General features: G+C 53.6%; 14 protein-coding genes and 4 tRNA genes. 1 reads left to right on the top strand and 17 read right to left on the bottom strand.

What is annotated here, in order from left to right:
• Window positions 1-83: 83 nt before the first annotated feature.
• From rpoC to ACP4QI_RS00850, 13 genes are all read right to left on the bottom strand, one after another.
• Window positions 84-4,307, bottom strand: a complete 4,224-nt coding sequence (rpoC, locus tag ACP4QI_RS00910; RefSeq protein ID WP_142487807.1) for a DNA-directed RNA polymerase subunit beta' — start codon at window positions 4,305-4,307, stop codon at window positions 84-86.
• 76 nt (window positions 4,308-4,383) lie between these two features.
• On the bottom strand, window positions 4,384-8,412 hold the full coding sequence (gene rpoB, locus ACP4QI_RS00905; RefSeq protein ID WP_142487806.1) for a DNA-directed RNA polymerase subunit beta: 4,029 nt from the start codon (window positions 8,410-8,412) through the stop codon (window positions 4,384-4,386).
• 318 nt (window positions 8,413-8,730) lie between these two features.
• Window positions 8,731-9,096 carry a 50S ribosomal protein L7/L12 gene (gene rplL / locus ACP4QI_RS00900; protein WP_142487805.1) on the bottom strand — a complete coding sequence of 122 codons (366 nt, stop codon included), beginning with the start codon at window positions 9,094-9,096 and terminating at the stop codon, window positions 8,731-8,733.
• Between the two features lie 66 nt (window positions 9,097-9,162).
• Window positions 9,163-9,660, bottom strand: a complete 498-nt coding sequence (gene rplJ / locus ACP4QI_RS00895; RefSeq protein WP_001207203.1) for a 50S ribosomal protein L10 — start codon at window positions 9,658-9,660, stop codon at window positions 9,163-9,165.
• Between the two features lie 291 nt (window positions 9,661-9,951).
• Entirely contained in the window at window positions 9,952-10,656 is a 705-nt protein-coding gene (gene rplA / locus ACP4QI_RS00890) for a 50S ribosomal protein L1 (protein ID WP_142487804.1), read from the bottom strand.
• A gap of 3 nt (window positions 10,657-10,659) precedes the next feature.
• Window positions 10,660-11,088: a 50S ribosomal protein L11 gene (rplK, locus tag ACP4QI_RS00885; protein ID WP_032615878.1), complete on the bottom strand. Its 429-nt coding sequence runs from the start codon at window positions 11,086-11,088 to the stop codon at window positions 10,660-10,662.
• A gap of 154 nt (window positions 11,089-11,242) precedes the next feature.
• Window positions 11,243-11,788, bottom strand: coding sequence for a transcription termination/antitermination protein NusG (gene nusG, locus ACP4QI_RS00880; RefSeq protein WP_003862341.1), 546 nt, complete (start codon window positions 11,786-11,788; stop codon window positions 11,243-11,245).
• 1 nt (window position 11,789) lies between these two features.
• Window positions 11,790-12,173 carry a preprotein translocase subunit SecE gene (gene secE, locus ACP4QI_RS00875; protein WP_003862342.1) on the bottom strand — a complete coding sequence of 128 codons (384 nt, stop codon included), beginning with the start codon at window positions 12,171-12,173 and terminating at the stop codon, window positions 11,790-11,792.
• A 230-nt stretch (window positions 12,174-12,403) separates the two neighbouring features.
• Complete coding sequence (gene tuf / locus ACP4QI_RS00870) at window positions 12,404-13,588, bottom strand: elongation factor Tu (RefSeq protein WP_142487332.1); 1,185 nt, start codon at window positions 13,586-13,588, stop codon at window positions 12,404-12,406.
• A gap of 118 nt (window positions 13,589-13,706) precedes the next feature.
• A tRNA-Thr gene (locus ACP4QI_RS00865) sits at window positions 13,707-13,782 on the bottom strand.
• A 6-nt stretch (window positions 13,783-13,788) separates the two neighbouring features.
• Window positions 13,789-13,863 (bottom strand) — tRNA-Gly (locus ACP4QI_RS00860).
• A gap of 118 nt (window positions 13,864-13,981) precedes the next feature.
• A tRNA-Tyr gene (locus ACP4QI_RS00855) sits at window positions 13,982-14,066 on the bottom strand.
• 8 nt (window positions 14,067-14,074) lie between these two features.
• Window positions 14,075-14,150, bottom strand: a tRNA-Thr gene (locus ACP4QI_RS00850).
• Window positions 14,151-14,488: 338 nt separating this feature from the next.
• Here ACP4QI_RS00850 and coaA point away from each other — a divergent pair.
• On the top strand, window positions 14,489-15,439 hold the full coding sequence (gene coaA, locus ACP4QI_RS00845) for a type I pantothenate kinase (RefSeq protein WP_142487802.1): 951 nt from the start codon (window positions 14,489-14,491) through the stop codon (window positions 15,437-15,439).
• 51 nt (window positions 15,440-15,490) lie between these two features.
• On the opposite strand, the gene dppF is transcribed toward coaA, so the two are convergent.
• From dppF to dppB, 4 genes are read right to left on the bottom strand one after another with little or no spacing between them, the layout of a single operon-like run.
• Window positions 15,491-16,504, bottom strand: coding sequence for a dipeptide ABC transporter ATP-binding subunit DppF (gene dppF / locus ACP4QI_RS00840; protein WP_142487801.1), 1,014 nt, complete (start codon window positions 16,502-16,504; stop codon window positions 15,491-15,493).
• Window positions 16,501-17,484 carry a dipeptide ABC transporter ATP-binding protein gene (dppD, locus tag ACP4QI_RS00835; RefSeq protein ID WP_142487800.1) on the bottom strand — a complete coding sequence of 328 codons (984 nt, stop codon included), beginning with the start codon at window positions 17,482-17,484 and terminating at the stop codon, window positions 16,501-16,503. The genes dppF and dppD overlap by 4 nt, the downstream gene beginning before the upstream one ends.
• Window positions 17,485-17,494: 10 nt before the next feature.
• Entirely contained in the window at window positions 17,495-18,397 is a 903-nt protein-coding gene (gene dppC, locus ACP4QI_RS00830; RefSeq protein WP_426495936.1) for a dipeptide ABC transporter permease DppC, read from the bottom strand.
• A gap of 9 nt (window positions 18,398-18,406) precedes the next feature.
• The gene (gene dppB / locus ACP4QI_RS00825) at window positions 18,407-19,426 is read right to left on the bottom strand and encodes a dipeptide ABC transporter permease DppB (RefSeq protein WP_142487798.1); all 1,020 of its coding nucleotides are present in this window, start codon (window positions 19,424-19,426) and stop codon (window positions 18,407-18,409) included.
• Window positions 19,427-19,586 lie beyond the last annotated feature (160 nt).

Genomic DNA, 19,586 nt, shown 5'->3' with positions numbered 1-19,586 from the left:
GCGCAGCGCCATCCGGCATAAACCGCACCAAACAGACAAAAAAAACCCGCCGAAGCGGGTTTTTTTATGGGCTGACGTAACGATTACTCGTTGTCAGAACCGCCCAGGCCTGCGTTCAGCAGCTCTGCCAGGCTGGCAGATGCATCTTCAGCAGTCACCTGTGGTGCAGCAGGGATTTCGCCCGCTGCGCGACGGCGCATACGATCCTGGTGGTACGCATAACCGGTACCGGCCGGGATCAGACGACCCACGATAACGTTCTCTTTCAGACCGCGCAATTCGTCGCGTTTGCCCGCAACAGCTGCTTCGGTAAGCACACGAGTGGTCTCCTGGAACGATGCCGCGGAGATGAAGGACTCGGTTGCCAGAGACGCTTTGGTGATACCCAGCAGATCACGTGCGAAGGTCGCACTGAGTTTGCCGTTCGCTTCCAGATCGCGGTTAGCAATCTTAACGCGAGAGTATTCAACCTGCTCACCTTCGAGGAAGTCGGAGCTACCGGCATTCACGATGGTGGCTTTACGCAGCATCTGACGAACGATAACTTCGATGTGCTTATCGTTGATCTTAACGCCTTGCAGACGGTAAACGTCCTGTACTTCGTTGGTGATGTAACGCGTTACCGCGTGGACGCCACGAAGACGCAGAATGTCGTGCGGTGCTTCCGGACCGTCGGAAACCACGTCACCACGTTCTACACGTTCACCTTCAAACACGTTGAGCTGACGCCATTTTGGAATCATCTCTTCGTACGGATCGCTGCCATCCAGCGGCGTGATCACCAGACGGCGCTTCCCTTTGGTCTCTTTACCGAAGGAAATGATACCGCTGATTTCAGCCAGGATTGCCGGCTCTTTCGGACGACGTGCTTCGAACAGGTCCGCAACGCGCGGCAGACCACCGGTAATATCTTTGGTACCGCTGGATTCCTGAGGAATACGCGCCAGAGCATCACCCGCACCGATCTGAACACCATCTTCCAGCTGGACAATCGCTTTACCTGGCAGGAAGTACTGAGCCGGCATGTCGGTGCCCGGGATCAGAACGTCGTTGCCGTTAGCATCAACGATTTTCAGTGCTGGACGCAGATCTTTACCACCCGCGGTACGTTCTGCAGAATCCAGAACCACCAGGGAAGAGAGGCCGGTCAGGTCGTCGGTCTGACGAGTAATCGTCTGGCCGTCGATCATGTCAGTAAAGCGGATGAAACCACTTACTTCGGTGATAACCGGCATGGTGTGTGGATCCCAGTTCGCTACGGTTTCACCGCCGGCAACCTGCTCACCATCACCTTTCGCCATAACAGCACCGTAAGGCACTTTATAGCTCTCTTTGGTACGACCGAATTCGTCGATCAGCTTCAGCTCGGTGTTACGAGAAGTCACAACCAGCTTGCCTGCGGAGTTAACAACAGACTTCGCATTGCTGAGCTTGATGCTACCTTTGTTTTTCACCTGGATGCTGGATTCAGCAGCCGCACGAGATGCCGCACCACCGATGTGGAACGTACGCATCGTCAGCTGTGTACCCGGCTCACCGATGGACTGTGCCGCGATAACGCCGATGGCTTCACCTTTGTTGATGATGTGGCCACGCGCCAGGTCACGACCATAGCAGTGCGCACATACACCAAAGTCGGTGTCACAGGATACAACGGAACGTACTTTCACTGAGTCAACAGAGTTGGCTTCCAGCAGGTCACACCAGTGCTCGTGCAGCAGCGTGTTGCGTGGAACCAGGATGTCTGCAGTACCCGGCTTCAGAATGTCTTCCGCAGTAACACGACCCAGAACGCGATCGCGCAGTGGCTCTTTAACATCACCACCCTCGATAACCGGGGTCATGGTGATACCTTCGAGGGTGCCACAATCGTCTTCGGTAACAACCAGATCCTGTGCAACGTCAACCAGACGACGCGTCAGATAACCGGAGTTTGCTGTTTTCAGTGCGGTATCCGCCAGACCCTTACGAGCACCGTGGGTGGAGATGAAGTACTGGAGTACGTTCAGACCTTCACGGAAGTTCGCGGTGATTGGCGTTTCGATGATGGAGCCATCTGGCTTCGCCATCAGACCACGCATACCTGCCAGCTGACGAATCTGTGCTGCAGAACCACGCGCACCGGAGTCGGCCATCATGTAGATGCTGTTGAAGGAAACCTGCTGCTCTTCGACGCCGTCACGGTTGATAACGGTTTCGGTCTGCAGGTTGTCCATCATCGCTTTGGATACACGATCGTTCGCCGCTGCCCAGATATCGATAACTTTGTTATAGCGTTCGCCCGCGGTTACCAGACCAGACTGGAACTGCTCCTGGATCTCAGCAACTTCGGCTTCCGCTTCAGAGATGATCTCGTGTTTCTTCTCTGGGATGACCATGTCATCAATACCAACAGATGCACCTGAACGCGCTGCATAAGCAAAGCCGGTGTACATTGTCTGGTCAGCGAAGATAACAGTCGGCTTCAGGCCCAGGATGCGGTAACAGGTGTTCAGCATCTTGGAAATTGCTTTCTTGCCCAGCGCCTGGTTGACGATGGAGAAAGGCAGACCTTTCGGTACGATCATCCACAGAATGGCACGGCCAACGGTCGTGTCAATCAGGCTGGTTTTCGCAACGAGTTCGCCGTTTTCAGCTTTTTCATACTCGGTGATACGCACTTTTACACGCGCATGCAGAGAGGCCAGGCCAGCGCGATAAATACGCTCAGCTTCTTTCGGGCCAGTCAGCACCATGCCTTCGCCTTTGGCGTTAACACAGTCACGGGTCATGTAGTACAGACCCAGTACAACGTCCTGAGAAGGAACGATAATTGGTTCACCGTTCGCTGGAGACAGGATGTTGTTGGTAGACATCATCAGCGCACGCGCTTCGAGCTGGGCTTCCAGCGTCAGCGGTACGTGAACAGCCATCTGGTCACCATCGAAGTCGGCGTTATATGCCGCACAGACCAGCGGGTGCAGCTGGATAGCTTTACCTTCGATCAGTACTGGCTCAAAGGCCTGGATACCCAGACGGTGCAGGGTTGGTGCACGGTTCAGCAGTACCGGGTGTTCGCGGATCACTTCGTCCAGGATATCCCAAACGACAGCTTCTTCACGCTCAACCATCTTCTTAGCGGCTTTGATGGTGGTGGCCAGGCCACGCAGTTCCAGCTTGCCGTAGATGAACGGTTTGAACAGTTCCAGTGCCATTTTCTTCGGCAGACCGCACTGATGCAGACGCAGGTATGGACCTACGGTGATTACAGAACGACCGGAGTAGTCAACACGCTTACCGAGCAGGTTCTGACGGAAACGACCCTGTTTACCTTTGATCATGTCGGCCAAAGATTTCAGAGGACGTTTGTTAGAACCGGTGATCGCACGACCGCGACGACCGTTATCCAGCAGGGCATCTACCGCTTCCTGCAGCATACGTTTTTCGTTGCGTACGATGATGTCCGGCGCAGCCAGATCCAGCAGACGTTTCAGACGGTTGTTACGGTTAATGACGCGACGATACAGATCGTTCAGGTCAGAAGTCGCAAAACGACCACCATCCAGCGGAACCAGCGGACGCAGATCTGGCGGCAGAACCGGCAGAACGGTCAGGATCATCCACTCTGGTTTGTTACCAGACTGAACGAACGCTTCCAGCAGTTTGATACGCTTGGTCAGCTTTTTACGCTTGGTTTCGGAGTTGGTTTCGTTCAGCTCTTCACGCAGAGTTTCACACTCTTGCTCCAGATCCATGCTCTTCAGCAGGGCCTGGATAGCTTCCGCACCCATCTTCGCGTCGAATTCGTCACCGAACTCTTCCAGCGCGTCGAGATACTGTTCTTCGGTCAGAATCTGGTTACGTTCCAGGTTCGTCATCCCGCCTTCGATCACAACATAAGATTCGAAGTACAGAACACGTTCGATATCGCGCAGCGGCATATCCAGCAGCAGACCGATACGGGACGGCAGAGATTTCAGGAACCAGATGTGGGCAGTCGGAGACGCCAGCTCGATGTGGCCCATGCGCTCACGACGCACTTTAGTCTGGGTCACTTCAACGCCGCACTTCTCACAGATCACACCACGGTGTTTCAGGCGCTTGTACTTACCGCACAGGCACTCGTAATCTTTTACTGGCCCGAAGATACGCGCACAGAAAAGGCCGTCACGCTCAGGTTTGAACGTACGGTAGTTGATGGTTTCTGGCTTTTTAACTTCACCAAAAGACCATGAACGGATCATGTCTGGCGAGGCCAGAGCAATTTTGATCGCATCAAACTCTTCGGTTTTAGTTTGCGCTTTCAGAAACTTTAATAAGTCTTTCACGGATTTGCTCCCGTCGGAGTTAGCACAATCTGGTGCCGGAAACTACTCCGGCACCAGTGACCTGTTTGAGCGAGAGTTACTCGTCTTCCAGTTCGATGTTGATACCCAGCGAACGAATCTCTTTCAACAGTACGTTGAAGGATTCTGGCATGCCCGGTTCCATCTGATGGTTGCCGTCCACGATGTTTTTATACATCTTGGTACGACCGTTCACGTCATCAGACTTAACGGTAAGCATTTCCTGCAGGGTGTATGCCGCGCCGTATGCTTCAAGCGCCCACACTTCCATCTCCCCGAAGCGCTGACCACCGAACTGCGCCTTACCACCCAGCGGCTGCTGAGTAACCAGGCTGTAAGAACCGGTAGAACGCGCGTGCATCTTGTCATCAACCAGGTGGTTCAGTTTCAGCATGTACATGTAACCCACGGTTACCTGGCGCTCGAACTGCTCACCGGTACGACCGTCGAACAGTGTGATCTGGCCAGAGCTTGGCAGGCCACCCAGCTGTAACAGTTCCTTGATTTCAGACTCTTTCGCACCATCGAAGACTGGCGTTGCGATTGGCATACCTTTTTTCAGGTTCTCAGCCAGGCGCAGCACTTCTTCATCGCTGAAGGTGTTCAGGTCGACTTTCTGACGAACATCAGTACCCAGATCGTACGCACGCTGGATGAATTCGCGCAGTTTCGCGACTTCCTGCTGCTGTTTCAGCATGGCGTTGATCTTATCGCCAATACCTTTTGCAGCCATACCCAGGTGAGTTTCGAGGATCTGACCAATGTTCATACGAGACGGTACGCCCAGCGGGTTCAGTACGATATCTACCGGCGTACCGTTAGCATCGTGCGGCATATCTTCGATCGGGTTGATCTTAGAGATAACACCCTTGTTACCGTGACGACCTGCCATCTTATCACCAGGCTGGATCTGACGTTTAACGGCCAGATAAACCTTAACAATCTTCAGCACGCCCGGTGCCAGATCGTCGCCCTGAGTGATTTTACGGCGTTTCGCTTCGAGTTTTTTCTCGAACTCGTGTTTCAGTTCGTCATACTGCTCAGCCAGCTGTTCCAGCTGATTTTGTTTCTCTTCGTCGGCCAGGCCCAGTTCCAGCCAGCGGTCGCGTGGCAGCTTGTCGAGCTTCTCAGCTTCAACACCACCGGCAACCAGCACCGCGTAGATACGACCAAACAGGCCAGCTTCGAGGATCTGCAGCTCTTCAGACAGGTCTTTCTTAGCCTGCTTCAGCTGCATCTCTTCGATTTCCAGCGCACGTTTGTCTTTTTCTACGCCATCGCGAGTAAAGACCTGAACGTCGATAACCGTACCGGAAACACCGTTCGGCACACGCAGAGAAGAGTCTTTAACGTCAGACGCTTTCTCACCGAAGATCGCGCGCAGCAGTTTCTCTTCTGGCGTCAGCTGGGTTTCACCTTTCGGCGTAACCTTACCAACCAGAATGTCGCCGCCGGTCACTTCTGCACCGATGTATACGATACCGGATTCATCCAGTTTGGAGAGCGCAGCTTCACCCACGTTAGGGATGTCAGCGGTGATCTCTTCTGGCCCCAGCTTGGTGTCACGGGACACACACGCCAGTTCCTGGATGTGAATAGTGGTGAAACGATCTTCCTGAACCACACGCTCGGAGACGAGGATGGAGTCTTCGAAGTTGTAACCATTCCACGGCATGAACGCTACGCGCATGTTCTGACCGAGCGCCAGTTCACCGAGGTCGGTAGACGGACCGTCAGCCAGCACGTCGCCGCGCTCAATTGGCTCACCCAGAGACACACATGGCATCTGGTTGATACAGGTGTTCTGGTTAGAACGGGTGTACTTGGTCAGGTTGTAGATGTCGATACCCGCTTCGCCTGCATGCATCTCGTCTTCGTTAACTTTGATAACGATACGGGAAGCATCGACGTACTGAACAGTACCGCCACGTTTAGCAACTGCAGTAACACCGGAGTCAACGGCAACAGCACGTTCCATACCGGTACCAACCAGCGGCTTATCAGCGCGCAGAGTTGGAACCGCCTGACGTTGCATGTTCGCACCCATCAATGCACGGTTGGCGTCATCGTGTTCCAGGAACGGGATCAGGGACGCACCGACGGAAACCACCTGCTGGGTGGAAACGTCCATGTAGTCAACCTGGTCGCGGCTGAACAAGCTGGATTCGCCTTTGCTACGGCACGTTACCAGGTCTTCTACAAAGTGGCCTTCGTCATCCAGGTTGGAGTTCGCCTGAGCGATGACGTAGTTACCTTCTTCGATAGCTGACAGGTAGTGAATTTCGTCGGTTACAACACCGTCCGTCACTTTACGATACGGGGTCTCAAGGAAACCGTATTCGTTAGTCTGTGCGTACACTGACAGGGAGTTGATCAGACCGATGTTTGGACCTTCAGGCGTTTCGATTGGACATACGCGACCGTAGTGAGTCGGGTGTACGTCTCGAACTTCAAAGCCTGCGCGCTCACGGGTCAGACCGCCCGGGCCGAGTGCAGAGATACGACGCTTGTGCGTGATCTCAGACAGTGGGTTGTTCTGGTCCATAAACTGGGACAGCTGGCTGGAACCAAAGAACTCTTTCACTGCTGCGGAGATCGGCTTGGCGTTGATCATATCCTGAGGCATCAGGGTATCCAGATCGCCCAGAGACAGACGCTCTTTCACCGCACGCTCAACACGTACCAGGCCAACGCGGAACTGGTTTTCCGCCATTTCGCCTACGGAACGGATACGACGGTTGCCGAGGTGGTCGATATCGTCCACTTCGCCTTTACCGTTACGGATATCGATGAGCTTCTTCATCACTTCGATGATGTCTTCTTTGCTCAGGATACCGGAACCTTCGATCGCGTCACGCAGCAGAGAACGGTTGAACTTCATACGACCAACCGCGGACAGATCGTAGCGGTCTTCGGAGAAGAATAGGTTCTCGAACAGGCTTTCAGCCGCTTCGCGAGTCGGTGGCTCACCCGGGCGCATCATGCGGTAGATTTCTACCAGCGCGCTCAGACGATCGGTGGTTGGGTCGACACGTACGGTTTCGGACATGTACGGACCGTGGTCCAGATCGTTGGTGAACAGCGTTTCGATACGCTTGTGGCCAGACTGGCTCAGCTTAGCCAGCAGATCCAGGCTCAGCTCCATGTTAGCCGGGCAGATCAGCTCGCCAGTGGATGCATCAACGTAATCTTTTGCAGCGACTTTTCCAGCAATGTATTCAACCGGGACTTCGATGTGTTTGATATCATCTTTTTCCAGCTGACGGATGTGGCGCGCAGTAATACGACGGCCTTTCTCCACATACACTTTGCCGTCGGCTTCGATGTCGAACGACGCGGTATCACCACGCAGACGCTCAGGCACCAGCTCCATTTGCAGCTTGTTGTCGCGAATTTCGAAAACAACTTTCTCAAAGAACAGATCAAGAATCTGCTCAGTGGTGTAGTTCAGCGCACGCAGAATGATGGTCGCAGGCAGTTTACGACGACGGTCGATACGGACAAACAGGTTGTCTTTCGGATCGAACTCGAAGTCCAGCCAGGAACCACGGTAAGGAATGATACGCGCGTTATACAGTACTTTACCGGAAGAGTGCGTTTTACCTTTATCGCTGTCGAAGAAGACGCCCGGGCTACGGTGCAGCTGGGAAACGATAACACGCTCGGTGCCGTTGATGACGAAAGTACCGTTGTCGGTCATGAGCGGAATTTCGCCCATGTAGACTTCTTGTTCTTTAATGTCTTTAACGGTGCCTTCCGGCGCTTCGCGCTCGTAGATCACCAGACGCAGCTTAACGCGCAGCGGTGCCGAGTAGGTCACGCCACGGATTTGACATTCCTGAACGTCAAATACCGGTTCGCCAAGGCGGTAGCTGACGTATTGCAGCTCGGAATTACCGCTGTAGCTCTTAATCGGGAACACGGAACGGAAGGCAGCTTCCAGACCGTACTGCCCTTCAGGATCTTGCTCGATAAACTTCTGGAACGAGTCAAGCTGGATAGAAAGGAGATATGGAATGTCCAGAACTTGTGGACGTTTACCAAAATCCTTACGAATACGTTTTTTCTCGGTATAGGAGTAAACCATAGGGTTCCTCAGCTCGCTGACAAGTCGACCCATCTGTCCATTGGCGGACAGTTTGTGCAACACCATTTTGTTGATCGGAAAATCGAACACTTTCCGCAATGCCTGTTGCTATCACGCTTAAACCATTTCATTGCGATTTACCCAGAGCGAGCACCCTGTCGCAGTATATTAAGTCGTCGATAGAAACAAGCATTGTCAGGACAGCCAGCAGTCAAACAGTGTGAAACTCTACTGGCGCCTTACAGCGCAAAAAGGCTGGTGACTAAAAAGTCACCAGCCATCAGCCTAATTTCTCAGGCTGCAACCGGAAGGGTTGGCTTATTTAACTTCAACTTCAGCGCCAGCTTCTTCCAGAGATTTTTTCAGTGCTTCTGCGTCGTCTTTGCTCACGCCTTCTTTCAGCGCAGCTGGAGCAGATTCTACCAGGTCTTTAGCTTCTTTCAGACCCAGGCCAGTTGCAGCACGTACTGCTTTGATTACAGCAACTTTGTTCGCGCCAGCAGCTTTCAGAACTACGTCGAATTCAGTTTTTTCTTCAGCAGCTTCAGCCGGGCCAGCAGCTACAGCTACAGCAGCAGCAGCGGAAACACCGAATTTTTCTTCCATTGCAGTGATCAGTTCTACAACGTCCATTACGGACATAGCTGCAACTGCTTCAATGATTTGATCTTTAGTGATAGACATTTAAATTGTTCCTGAAAATCAGAATAAGTTTATACGTAAGCGAATACTTGATAAAGATGACTGCTATTAAGCAGCTTCTTTCGCATCGCGAACAGCAGCCAGAGTGCGAACCAGTTTGCCAGCCGAAGCTTCTTTCATGGTTGCCATCAGGCGTGCAATTGCTTCTTCGTAGGTCGGCAGGGTTGCCAGGCGATCGATTTGCGATGCCGGGATCAACTCACCTTCAAAGGCTGCAGCTTTAACCTCGAATTTTGCATTCGCTTTCGCGAACTCTTTGAACAGACGAGCAGCAGCGCCCGGGTGTTCCATAGAGTATGCAATCAAGGTTGGACCAACAAACGTGTCTTTCAGGCACTCGAACTGAGTACCTTCAACTACGCGGCGCAGCAGGGTGTTACGAACAACACGCATGTAAACGCCAGCTTCACGACCTGCTTTACGCAGTTCAGTCATTTTATCTACAGTAACGCCACGGGAATCCGCAACTACTGCAGACAGCGCGCCTTTGGCTACTTCGCTGACTTCAGCAACAATCGCTTGTTTGTCTTGAAGATTTAAAGCCATTAGCTTTGCTCCTGGATGTTTGCCGGAACTCATGTTCCGGAACTCACTTCACTCTTCCCAACGGGAAGAGCGTCTTAATACGGTGAGCAGAAACAAGCCAGAGTATCCAAAAATAATCTTAGCGTTCTGTCACCGTCTACGCAGGGCATTAAGTTTCTTGCGAAACACCTGCGGTCTTCGACGGAGGCCTGGATTAGGCCAGGCTCCAACGAACAAATCTTTTAGCCGCTAACTATTGTTAGCAAACGTGGGGGTAAGATTGTAGACAAATCCACCGCCCACGTAAAGGCATTAGTTTGCAGCAGCGCTCAGGCCAGCCTGGTCAACTGCAACACCTGCACCCATGGTGGTGGAGATGCTAACTTTCTTGATGTACACGCCTTTCGCCTGAGTTGGTTTTGCTTTTTTCAGCGCAACCAGCAGAGATTCCAGGTTTTCTTTCAGTTTGTCAGCGTCAAAGTCCACTTTACCGATGGTGGTGTGGATGATGCCGTTTTTGTCGTTACGATAACGAACCTGACCTGCTTTAGCGTTCTTAACCGCTTCAGCAACGTTAGGGGTTACAGTACCAACTTTTGGGTTTGGCATCAGGCCGCGTGGACCCAGAACCTGGCCGAGCTGGCCAACAACGCGCATTGCATCCGGGGAAGCAATAACAACGTCAAAGTTCATTTCGCCTTTCTTGATCTGATCAGCCAGATCTTCCATACCTACCAGTTCAGCGCCGGCAGCTTTAGCAGCTTCAGCGTTTGCACCCTGAGCAAATACAGCTACGCGTACGGAACGGCCAGTACCGTGTGGCAGTACAGTTGCGCCACGAACGTTCTGATCGGATTTACGAGCGTCGATACCGAGGTTAACAGCAACGTCAACGCTTTCTACGAACTTAGCGGTAGCCAGTTCTTTCAGCAGAGCGATTGCTTCGTTGATGTCGTACTGTTTGGTCGCATCAACTTTGCCACGGATTACGGACATGCGCTTGGTCAGTTTAGCCATTTCTTAGTCCTCCACTACCAGGCCCATGGAACGTGCAGTACCTTCGATGGAGCGAGTCATCGCTTCAACGTCGGAACCAGTCATGTCGGCAGCTTTGGTCTGCGCGATTTCCTGCAGCTGAGCGCGGGAAATTTTACCAACTTTGTCTTTGTTCGGCTTACCGGAACCAGACTTGATACCAGCCGCTTTTTTCAGCAGAACTGCTGCCGGCGGGGTCTTGGTAACGAAAGTGAAAGAACGGTCAGCGTAAACAGTGATTACGACTGGGATTGGCAGACCTTTTTCCAGGGATTCGGTTTTGGCGTTGAACGCTTTACAGAATTCCATGATGTTCACACCCTGCTGACCCAGAGCTGGACCAACTGGTGGACTTGGGTTTGCCATACCAGCTGCAACCTGCAGCTTGACATAGGCTTGTACTTTCTTAGCCATTGTAAAATCCTCTGATTGGGTTATAGCGCCTCAAGGAGGCTCCCCGTGATAAAATTCGTTTTACGGATGCAATCCATAAAAACAAAAGGCGCGAAATTGTAGTCCAATCTCGCGCCCTGTGCAACGGTTAAATCGTCGCTTTTTTGATCGCTGCTTAGGCTTTTTCTACCTGGGCAAAGTCCAGCTCTACCGGGGTCGCACGACCGAAGATAGAAACGGAAACTTTCAGGCGGGACTTCTCGTAGTCCACTTCTTCAACCACGCCGTTAAAGTCAGCAAACGGACCGTCATTAACACGAACCATTTCACCCGGTTCAAACAGCGTTTTCGGACGCGGCTTATCACCAACCTGCTGCAGGCGGTTCATAATCGCATCAACTTCTTTGTCGCTGATTGGCGCCGGACGGTCAGACGTGCCGCCGATAAAGCCCATTACGCGCGGTACGCTGCGCACTAAGTGCCAGCTTGCATCGTTCATCACCATCTGAACAAGCACGTAACCCGGGAAGAATTTGCGCTCGCTTTTGCGACGCTGGCCGCCACGGATCTCGACCACTTCTTCGGTCGGAACCATAACTTCGCCAAACAACTCTTCCATATTATGTAATTTGATATGCTCACGCAGCGACGTTGCTACGCGGCCTTCAAAACCGGAAAACGCCTGAACGACGTACCAGCGCTTTTTAGGGGCTTCAGACATCTCAGAACCTCAGGCCAGTGATAAAGGATACCAGGCGAACCAGAATACCATCCAGTCCCCACAGGATCAGTGACATTACAGCGGTAACCGCAGCTACAATCAGCGTGGTGTGCAATGTTTCCTGGCGAGTCGGCCAAATGACCTTACGGACTTCGGTTCTCGCTTCGCGGGCAAAAGCGACGGTCGCTTTACCTTTGGTCGTCAACAGCGCGACACCACCCGCTGCAGCAATCAGAATTACCACTGCCAGCGCGCGTAGCGGCAGCATCATGTCGCGATAAAGGTAGTTGCCAACGATTGCCACGATCAGCAATACAGCTACTACTACCCATTTCATCGCTTCCAGGCCGCGCCCGCTCCCTTGAGCTTCGGTATTCGCACTCATAAACCAACCTGTCAGAAGTATTCTACAAACATTTTCACCCCGCGATAGCGAGGCGAACCAAACCGAAATGCTCTGTTGCGTTTCGGACTAAAACGCCCTCTTCAGAGCCTGTCTCAGCAATGATTATGACAAATAAAATCACTGATGAGCCAGGTTCTGGTTCGAAAGCGTGCAAAAAGGGCATCAAATGATGCCCTTTTCATGCGCATTGCGTCAAATGTTATCAGCAATTAGCCGAGAACTTTAGCAACAACGCCCGCGCCAACAGTACGGCCGCCTTCACGGATTGCGAAACGCAGACCGTCATCCATCGCGATTGGGTGGATCAGGGTAACAACCATCTTGATGTTGTCGCCTGGCATTACCATCTCAACGCCTTCTGGCAGTTCGATGGTACCGGTCACGTCAGTAGTACGGAAGTAGAACTGTGGACGGTAGCCTTTGAAGAACGGAGTATGACGGCCGCCTTCGTCTTTGGACAGGATGTACACTTCAGATTCGAACTTGGTGTGCGGCTTGATGGAGCCTGGCTTAGCCAGAACCTGACCACGTTCGATTTCTTCACGTTTGATACCACGCAGCAGAACACCAACGTTCTCACCGGCACGGCCTTCGTCCAGCAGTTTGCGGAACATTTCAACGCCGGTACAGGTAGACTTGGCAGTCTCTTTGATACCAACGATTTCAACTTCTTCGCCAACTTTAACGATACCGCGCTCTACACGACCGGTAACAACGGTACCACGACCGGAGATGGAGAATACGTCTTCGATAGGCAGCAGGAACGGCTTGTCAATCGCACGCTCTGGCTCTGGGATGTAGGAATCCAGGTAGCCAGCCAGTTCGATGATTTTCTCTTCCCACTCTGCTTCGCCTTCCAGCGCTTTCAGCGCGGAACCGCGAACGATTGGGGTATCGTCGCCCGGGAAGTCGTACTGGGACAGGAGTTCACGAACTTCCATCTCAACCAGTTCCAGCAGCTCTTCGTCATCAACCATGTCGCATTTGTTCAGGAACACGATGATGAAAGGAACGCCTACCTGACGACCCAGCAGGATGTGCTCACGGGTCTGAGGCATAGGGCCGTCAGTCGCAGCAACAACCAGGATCGCGCCGTCCATCTGCGCAGCACCGGTGATCATGTTTTTAACATAGTCGGCGTGGCCCGGGCAGTCTACGTGTGCGTAGTGGCGAGTCGGGGTGTCATATTCAACGTGGGAAGTGTTGATGGTGATACCACGAGCTTTTTCTTCTGGTGCGTTATCGATCTGGTCGAATGCACGAGCAGCACCGCCGTAGGTTTTTGCCAGAACGGTAGTGATTGCAGCGGTCAGCGTTGTTTTACCATGGTCAACGTGGCCGATAGTACCGACGTTAACGTGCGGTTTTGTACGTTCAAACTTTTCTTTAGACATCGATTGTCCCTCTAAGACACGGATAAATCGGTGATATCACCACATCAACCAGGCGAAATGCCTGAACTGTTGAATACATTTAAATTGAAACAGAGAGAAACGGGAGGGAGAAGTGAAGTGGTGCTGATACCCAGAGTCGAACTGGGGACCTCACCCTTACCAAGGGTGCGCTCTACCAACTGAGCCATATCAGCACGTATTGGAGCGGGCAGCGGGAATCGAACCCGCATCATCAGCTTGGAAGGCTGAGGTAATAGCCATTATACGATGCCCGCATCCTGAAACTCGGCTACCCAGTTCTTTCTGTAACAAAAAAAGAGATTTCTCTCTTTTTAAGTTCGAGCTGGTCAATTTTTTCCAACCAGCTCCGGCGGCTTTAACGCTGCCAGAAAGTGGTGGTGGGGGAAGGATTCGAACCTTCGAAGTCTGTGACGGCAGATTTACAGTCTGCTCCCTTTGGCCGCTCGGGAACCCCACCGGACTTGATGGTGCCGACTACCGGAATCGAACTGGTGACCTACTGATTACAAGTCAGTTGCTCTACCTACTGAGCTAAGTCGGCATCAAGTAGCGCGCATTTTAGGGAGCCCTGCAGGTTCATGCAACTAAAAATTTGCATAAATCGTTCTTTCGCTCACATTTTGTGCGAGAAGAGAGAATAACGCTGTATTTCCAGGCAAATGCGCGCAAATATTCATCATTTACGGTCCTCAAAAGGGGTGAAACCCGGTCTGTGACGTTTCACGCTTAACGCAACACTCGGCCACTTTTTTTCTTATTATTCGGCCCATCTGGTGTTAACCTCCTGCGCATTGTCCAAAATTAACTATATATGTGATGTGCTCTACCCCGCACGGCTAGCCTCTGGTGTGGGATAAGACGCCTCACTCAAGCGTGCTTATGAGCAAAAAAGAGCAAACGTTAATGACGCCTTATCTCCAGTTTAGCCGCAGCCAGTGGGCTGCTCTGCGTGACTCCGTTCCCATGACCTTAACGGAAGGCGAAATCGCACGGTTAAAAGGGATAAACGAAGACCTGTCGCTTGAAGAAGTGGCTGAAATTTATTTACCTCTCTCGCGTTTGCTGAATTTCTATATCAGTTCTAACCTCCGCCGACAGGCCGTACTTGAGCAGTTCCTCGGTACGAACGGGCAGCGCATCCCTTATATTATCAGTATTGCCGGCAGCGTCGCCGTGGGGAAAAGCACCACCGCGCGTGTTCTGCAGGCGCTGCTGAGCCGCTGGCCGGAACACCGCAGCGTGGAGCTGATCACTACCGACGGCTTCCTGCACCCTAACGAGGTGTTAAAAGAACGCGGTCTGATGAAGAAGAAGGGCTTTCCGCTCTCTTATGATATGCACCGTCTGGTGAAATTCGTGTCGGATCTGAAATCCGGCGTGCCAAACGTGACGGCTCCGGTGTACTCGCATCTGATTTATGACCGCATCCCTGACGGGGACAAAACGGTGGTGCAGCCGGACATTCTGATTCTGGAAGGATTAAACGTTCTGCAGAGCGGGATGGACTATCCTCACGATCCGCATCATGTGTTTGTCTCTGACTTTGTCGATTTCTCTATCTACGTGGATGCGCCGGAAGATCTCCTGCAGAGTTGGTACATCAACCGCTTCCTTAAGTTCCGCGAAGGGGCGTTCACCGACCCTGACTCCTACTTCCATAACTACGCCCAGCTCTCGAAAGATGAGGCTGTTAATGTGGCCACCTCGCTGTGGAATGAGATCAACTACGTGAACCTGAAAGAGAACATTCTGCCGACGCGTGAGCGCGCCAGCCTGATCCTCACCAAGAGTGAGAAACACGCTGTCGACCAGATTCGTTTACGGAAATAGCTATTCACCGCCCCAATAAAAAAACCGGCTTATCGCCGGTTTTTTTATGACTTACGCCAGGGGCTTCTCGCCGTTTTCATCCTGATCGACGGCGAAGCAGGCCACCAGCTGACCGCCGTAGTCTTTTAACTGCGGTTGCAGCTGGGTGCACGGCCCAAAACGACGACGGCAGCGGGCGTTGAAAGCACAGCCCGGCGGCGGGTTGAGCGGGCTTGGCAGCTCGCCGGTCAGCTTAATACGCTCCCGACGTTCATCCGGGTTCAGGCGCGGTGTCGCAGAGAGCAGCGCCTGCGTATAAGGATGGCGCGGGTTATTAAAGATCTGATCTTTCGTCCCCTTCTCCACGCAGCGGCCCAGATACATCACCATCACTTCATCGGCAATGTGCTCCACCACCGACAGGTCATGGGAGATGAAGACATACGACAGGCCTAAATCCTGCTGCAAATCCATCATCAGGTTCAGCACCTGCGCACGGACGGAAACGTCGAGCGCGGAGACCGGTTCATCGGCGATCACCACATCCGGGTCAAGCATCAGACCACGGGCGATAGCGATACGCTGACGCTGACCGCCGGAGAACATGTGCGGATAGCGATCGTAGTGTTCGGTCTTGAGCCCCACTTTCGCCATCATCGCCAGCGCTTTCTCGCGACGCTGCTCTTTGCTCAACGTGGAGTTGATCTGCAGCGGCTCCTCCAGAATCTGCCCCACTTTCTTACGTGGGTTCAGGGAACCATACGGGTTCTGGAACACAATCTGGATTTTCTGGCGCCGCAGTTTCTGCGCGTCGGGATCGTGCTTGAGCAGATCCTGCCCCTGATAGTACAGCTCGCCCCCGGTCGGGGTTTCAATCATGGTCAGCAGACGGCCCAGGGTGGATTTCCCGCAGCCGGACTCCCCCACCACCGCCAGCGTTTTGCCGCGCTCCAGAGTAAAGGAGACGCCATCCAGCGCTTTCACCAGGCGTTCCGGAGCAAACAGCCCCTTCTTGACCGGGTAGTGTTTTTTCAGATCGATAGCCTGCAACAGCGGCTGTTGCATGGTGGCCTCTTGCGAACTCATAGTGTGGGCCTCCCGGCGTCATCGAGTGGGTAGTGGCATTTAGACTGACGGCCATCGTTGAGGGTATAAAGATCCGGCTCATCGATGCGGCATTTGTCCGTGGCATACGGGCAGCGCGGGTTCAGCAGACAGCCGGTCGGGCGGTCATATTTCCCCGGTACCACGCCCGGCAGCGACGCCAGACGCGCCTTGTCCTGAGCAAACTCCGGCAGTGCGCGCAGCAGCGCCTGAGTATAAGGATGGCGCGGCGCGCGGAAGATATCGTGCGAGCTGCCGGTTTCAACTACCTGTCCGGCATACATCACGATGATTTTATGCGCCGCTTCGGCCACTAACGCCAGGTCATGGGTGATCAGGATCAGCGCCATGTTCTCTTTCTGCTGCAGCTCCAGCAGCAGCTCGATGATCTGCGCCTGAATGGTCACATCCAGCGCGGTCGTCGGTTCATCGGCAATCAGCAGCTTCGGACGACAGGCAATGGCCATGGCGATCATCACGCGCTGGCTCATCCCACCGGACAGCTGGTGCGGATAGACATCCAGACGCGAGGCCGGGTCAGGAATACCCACCTGGGTCAGCAGGTCGATTGCCCGCTGACGACGGGTTTTCTTATTCCCACCCTGATGCACCTTAATTGCTTCCATAATCTGGAAACCGACGGTGTAGCATGGGTTGAGGCTGGTCATCGGATCCTGGAAGATCATTGCCACTTCGGCGCCAACCAGGTTGCGACGCTCTTTTTCAGAGATCCGCTTCAGATCCTGGCCGTTGAACTCCAGGCTTTCCGCCATTACGCGGCCAGGGTAATCAATCAGCCCCATGATCGCCAGAGAGCTTACCGATTTACCGGAACCTGACTCGCCCACGATGCCGACAACTTCACCCTGATTTACGCTGTAGCTAACCCGATCTACGGCGCGAAACTCGGAGCCCACGTCACCGAAGTGCACCGATAATTTATCTACATTTAATAACGCCATCTCGTGCCTCTTACTGCTTCAGTTTGGGATCAAGTGCATCACGCAGACCATCACCCATCAGGTTAAATGCCAGCACCGTCAGGAGGATCGCCAGACCCGGGAAGGTCACAACCCACCAAGCGCTTTGCGCGAACTGCAACACATCGGAGAGCATGGTGCCCCACTCCGGTGTTGGCGGCTGCGCACCCATGCCAAGGAAGCCAAGAGCGGCCATATCGAGAATGGCGTTAGAGAAACCGAGCGACGCCTGAACAATCAGCGGCGCAAGGCAGTTTGGAAGAATATTGACGAACATCTGGCGCATCGCGCCCGCACCCGCCACGCGAGAGGCGGTCACGTAGTCACGGTTCACTTCCACCAGCACCGCCGCACGCGTTAATCGCACGTAGTGAGGAAGCGCCACGAACGTCAGGGCCAGGGCGGCGTTGCCGATTGACGGCCCAAAGACCGCCACCAGCACCAGCGCCAGCAGCAGGCTTGGCAGCGCCAGCATGATGTCGACAACACGCATAATGATGTTATCCACCACACCGCCGAAGTAGCCAGCCACCAGACCGAGTACCACCCCCATAATCAGGGACAGCACCACCACCAGACAGCCCACCAGCAGCGACAGACGCGCGCCGTACATCAGACGAGACAGCACATCGCGGCCTACATCGTCAGTACCCAGCAGATGCGTCAGGGTACCGCCGTCCTGCCATGCAGGTGGTGCAAGCAGCGCATCACGGAACTGCTCCGCCGGGTTGTACGGCGCAAGAAAGTTCGCGAACACCGCGATCAAGATCATGATGACAACATACACCAGCCCTACTACCGCGCCTTTGTTGCGTTTGAAGTAGTGCCAGAACTCCTGCATCGGCGTCATTGGCACCGGTGCAGCGACCACTTTATTTTCAGATACTTGTGACATGATGGCCCCTTACTTCTTATGACGAATACGCGGGTTCACCACGCCGTACAGCAAATCGACCAGCAGGTTGACGAGAATAATCATCGTCGCCACCAGCAGCACACCGCCCTGTACCACCGGATAATCACGGCGTTGCAGCGCGTCAATCAGCCAGCGCCCCAGGCCCGGCCAGGAGAAGATGGTTTCGGTCAGGATCGCCCCTGCCAGCAACGTCCCTACCTGCAGGCCGATAACCGTTACTACCGGCAGCATGGCGTTACGCAGGGCATGAACGATGATCACCCGCATGCGGGTCAGACCTTTGGCGCGGGCGGTACGGATATAATCCTCGCCCAGCACTTCCAGCATCGACGAACGGGTCATACGCACGATAACCGCCAGCGGGATCGTACCAAGCACCATGGCCGGCAGGATCATATGCGCCAGCGCATCGATAAAGTTGCCCTCTTCACCCCAGATAGCCGTGTCGATCAGCATAAAGCCGGTCAGCGGGTTGGTGTCATCAAGGAAGACCATATCACTGACGCGCCCGGACACCGGGGTCAGGTTCCACTGCACCGACACCAGCATGATCAGCATCATGCCCCACCAGAAGATAGGCATGGAGTAACCGGTCAGCGCCAGGCCAACGGCGGTATGATCAAAGATAGAGCCACGTTTCACCGCAGCCAGCACGCCCACCGGAATACCCACGGAGACGGCAAAAATCATGGCGCAGACACCGAGTTCCAGCGTTGCTTTAAATCGTGGTACGAACTCTTCCCACACCGGCAGACGGCTTTTCAGCGAAATACCTAAATCACCATGCAACACGCCCCAGATATAGTGGAGATACTGCTGCCACATAGGCTTATCCAGCCCCAGTTCGGCTAACAGCTGCGCATGACGTTCAGGAGAAATACCACGCTCGCCCGCCATAATCATTACCGGGTCACCGGGGATCATATGGACGAAGGCAAAGGTGAGAAGGGTGATACCGATAAACGTGGGGATAACAAGTCCCAGACGTCGGAGGATGAACTGCAACATAACCCGGATTCTCTCTAATGACGTACGCCTGGAGGCGCGACGTCTGTATTGCTCACAAATCTTATTCCCTCCCCTTTCAGAGAGGGAATAAAGCACTGCTGCCGGGTGGCGCTACACTTACCCGGCCTACATTCCGTAGGCCAGTGCAAGCGCAGCGCCG

This window comes from Leclercia sp. TB492 (genome assembly GCF_049974505.2).
GTDB classification, from domain to species: Bacteria; Pseudomonadota; Gammaproteobacteria; order Enterobacterales; family Enterobacteriaceae; genus Enterobacter; species Enterobacter adecarboxylatus_C.
The sequence above is the reverse complement of the archived record's forward strand: the minus strand, read 5'-3'. Positions and strand labels throughout refer to the sequence as shown.

What these genes read in the sequence shown, in the direction of transcription:
- secE (WP_003862342.1), bottom strand. Translation starts at nt 12,173, where the DNA reads ATGAGTGCGAATACCGAAGCTCAAGGGAGCGGGCGCGGCCTGGAAGCG.
- coaA (WP_142487802.1), top strand. Translation starts at nt 14,489, where the DNA reads ATGAGCAAAAAAGAGCAAACGTTAATGACGCCTTATCTCCAGTTTAGC.
- rplA (WP_142487804.1), bottom strand. Translation starts at nt 10,656, where the DNA reads ATGGCTAAACTGACCAAGCGCATGTCCGTAATCCGTGGCAAAGTTGAT.
- dppC (WP_426495936.1), bottom strand. Translation starts at nt 18,397, where the DNA reads ATGTCACAAGTATCTGAAAATAAAGTGGTCGCTGCACCGGTGCCAATG.
- rplK (WP_032615878.1), bottom strand. Translation starts at nt 11,088, where the DNA reads ATGGCTAAGAAAGTACAAGCCTATGTCAAGCTGCAGGTTGCAGCTGGT.
- rplJ (WP_001207203.1), bottom strand. Translation starts at nt 9,660, where the DNA reads ATGGCTTTAAATCTTCAAGACAAACAAGCGATTGTTGCTGAAGTCAGC.
- rplL (WP_142487805.1), bottom strand. Translation starts at nt 9,096, where the DNA reads ATGTCTATCACTAAAGATCAAATCATTGAAGCAGTTGCAGCTATGTCC.
- dppD (WP_142487800.1), bottom strand. Translation starts at nt 17,484, where the DNA reads ATGGCGTTATTAAATGTAGATAAATTATCGGTGCACTTCGGTGACGTG.
- tuf (WP_142487332.1), bottom strand. Translation starts at nt 13,588, where the DNA reads ATGTCTAAAGAAAAGTTTGAACGTACAAAACCGCACGTTAACGTCGGT.
- dppF (WP_142487801.1), bottom strand. Translation starts at nt 16,504, where the DNA reads ATGAGTTCGCAAGAGGCCACCATGCAACAGCCGCTGTTGCAGGCTATC.
- dppB (WP_142487798.1), bottom strand. Translation starts at nt 19,426, where the DNA reads ATGTTGCAGTTCATCCTCCGACGTCTGGGACTTGTTATCCCCACGTTT.
- nusG (WP_003862341.1), bottom strand. Translation starts at nt 11,788, where the DNA reads ATGTCTGAAGCCCCTAAAAAGCGCTGGTACGTCGTTCAGGCGTTTTCC.
- rpoB (WP_142487806.1), bottom strand. Translation starts at nt 8,412, where the DNA reads ATGGTTTACTCCTATACCGAGAAAAAACGTATTCGTAAGGATTTTGGT.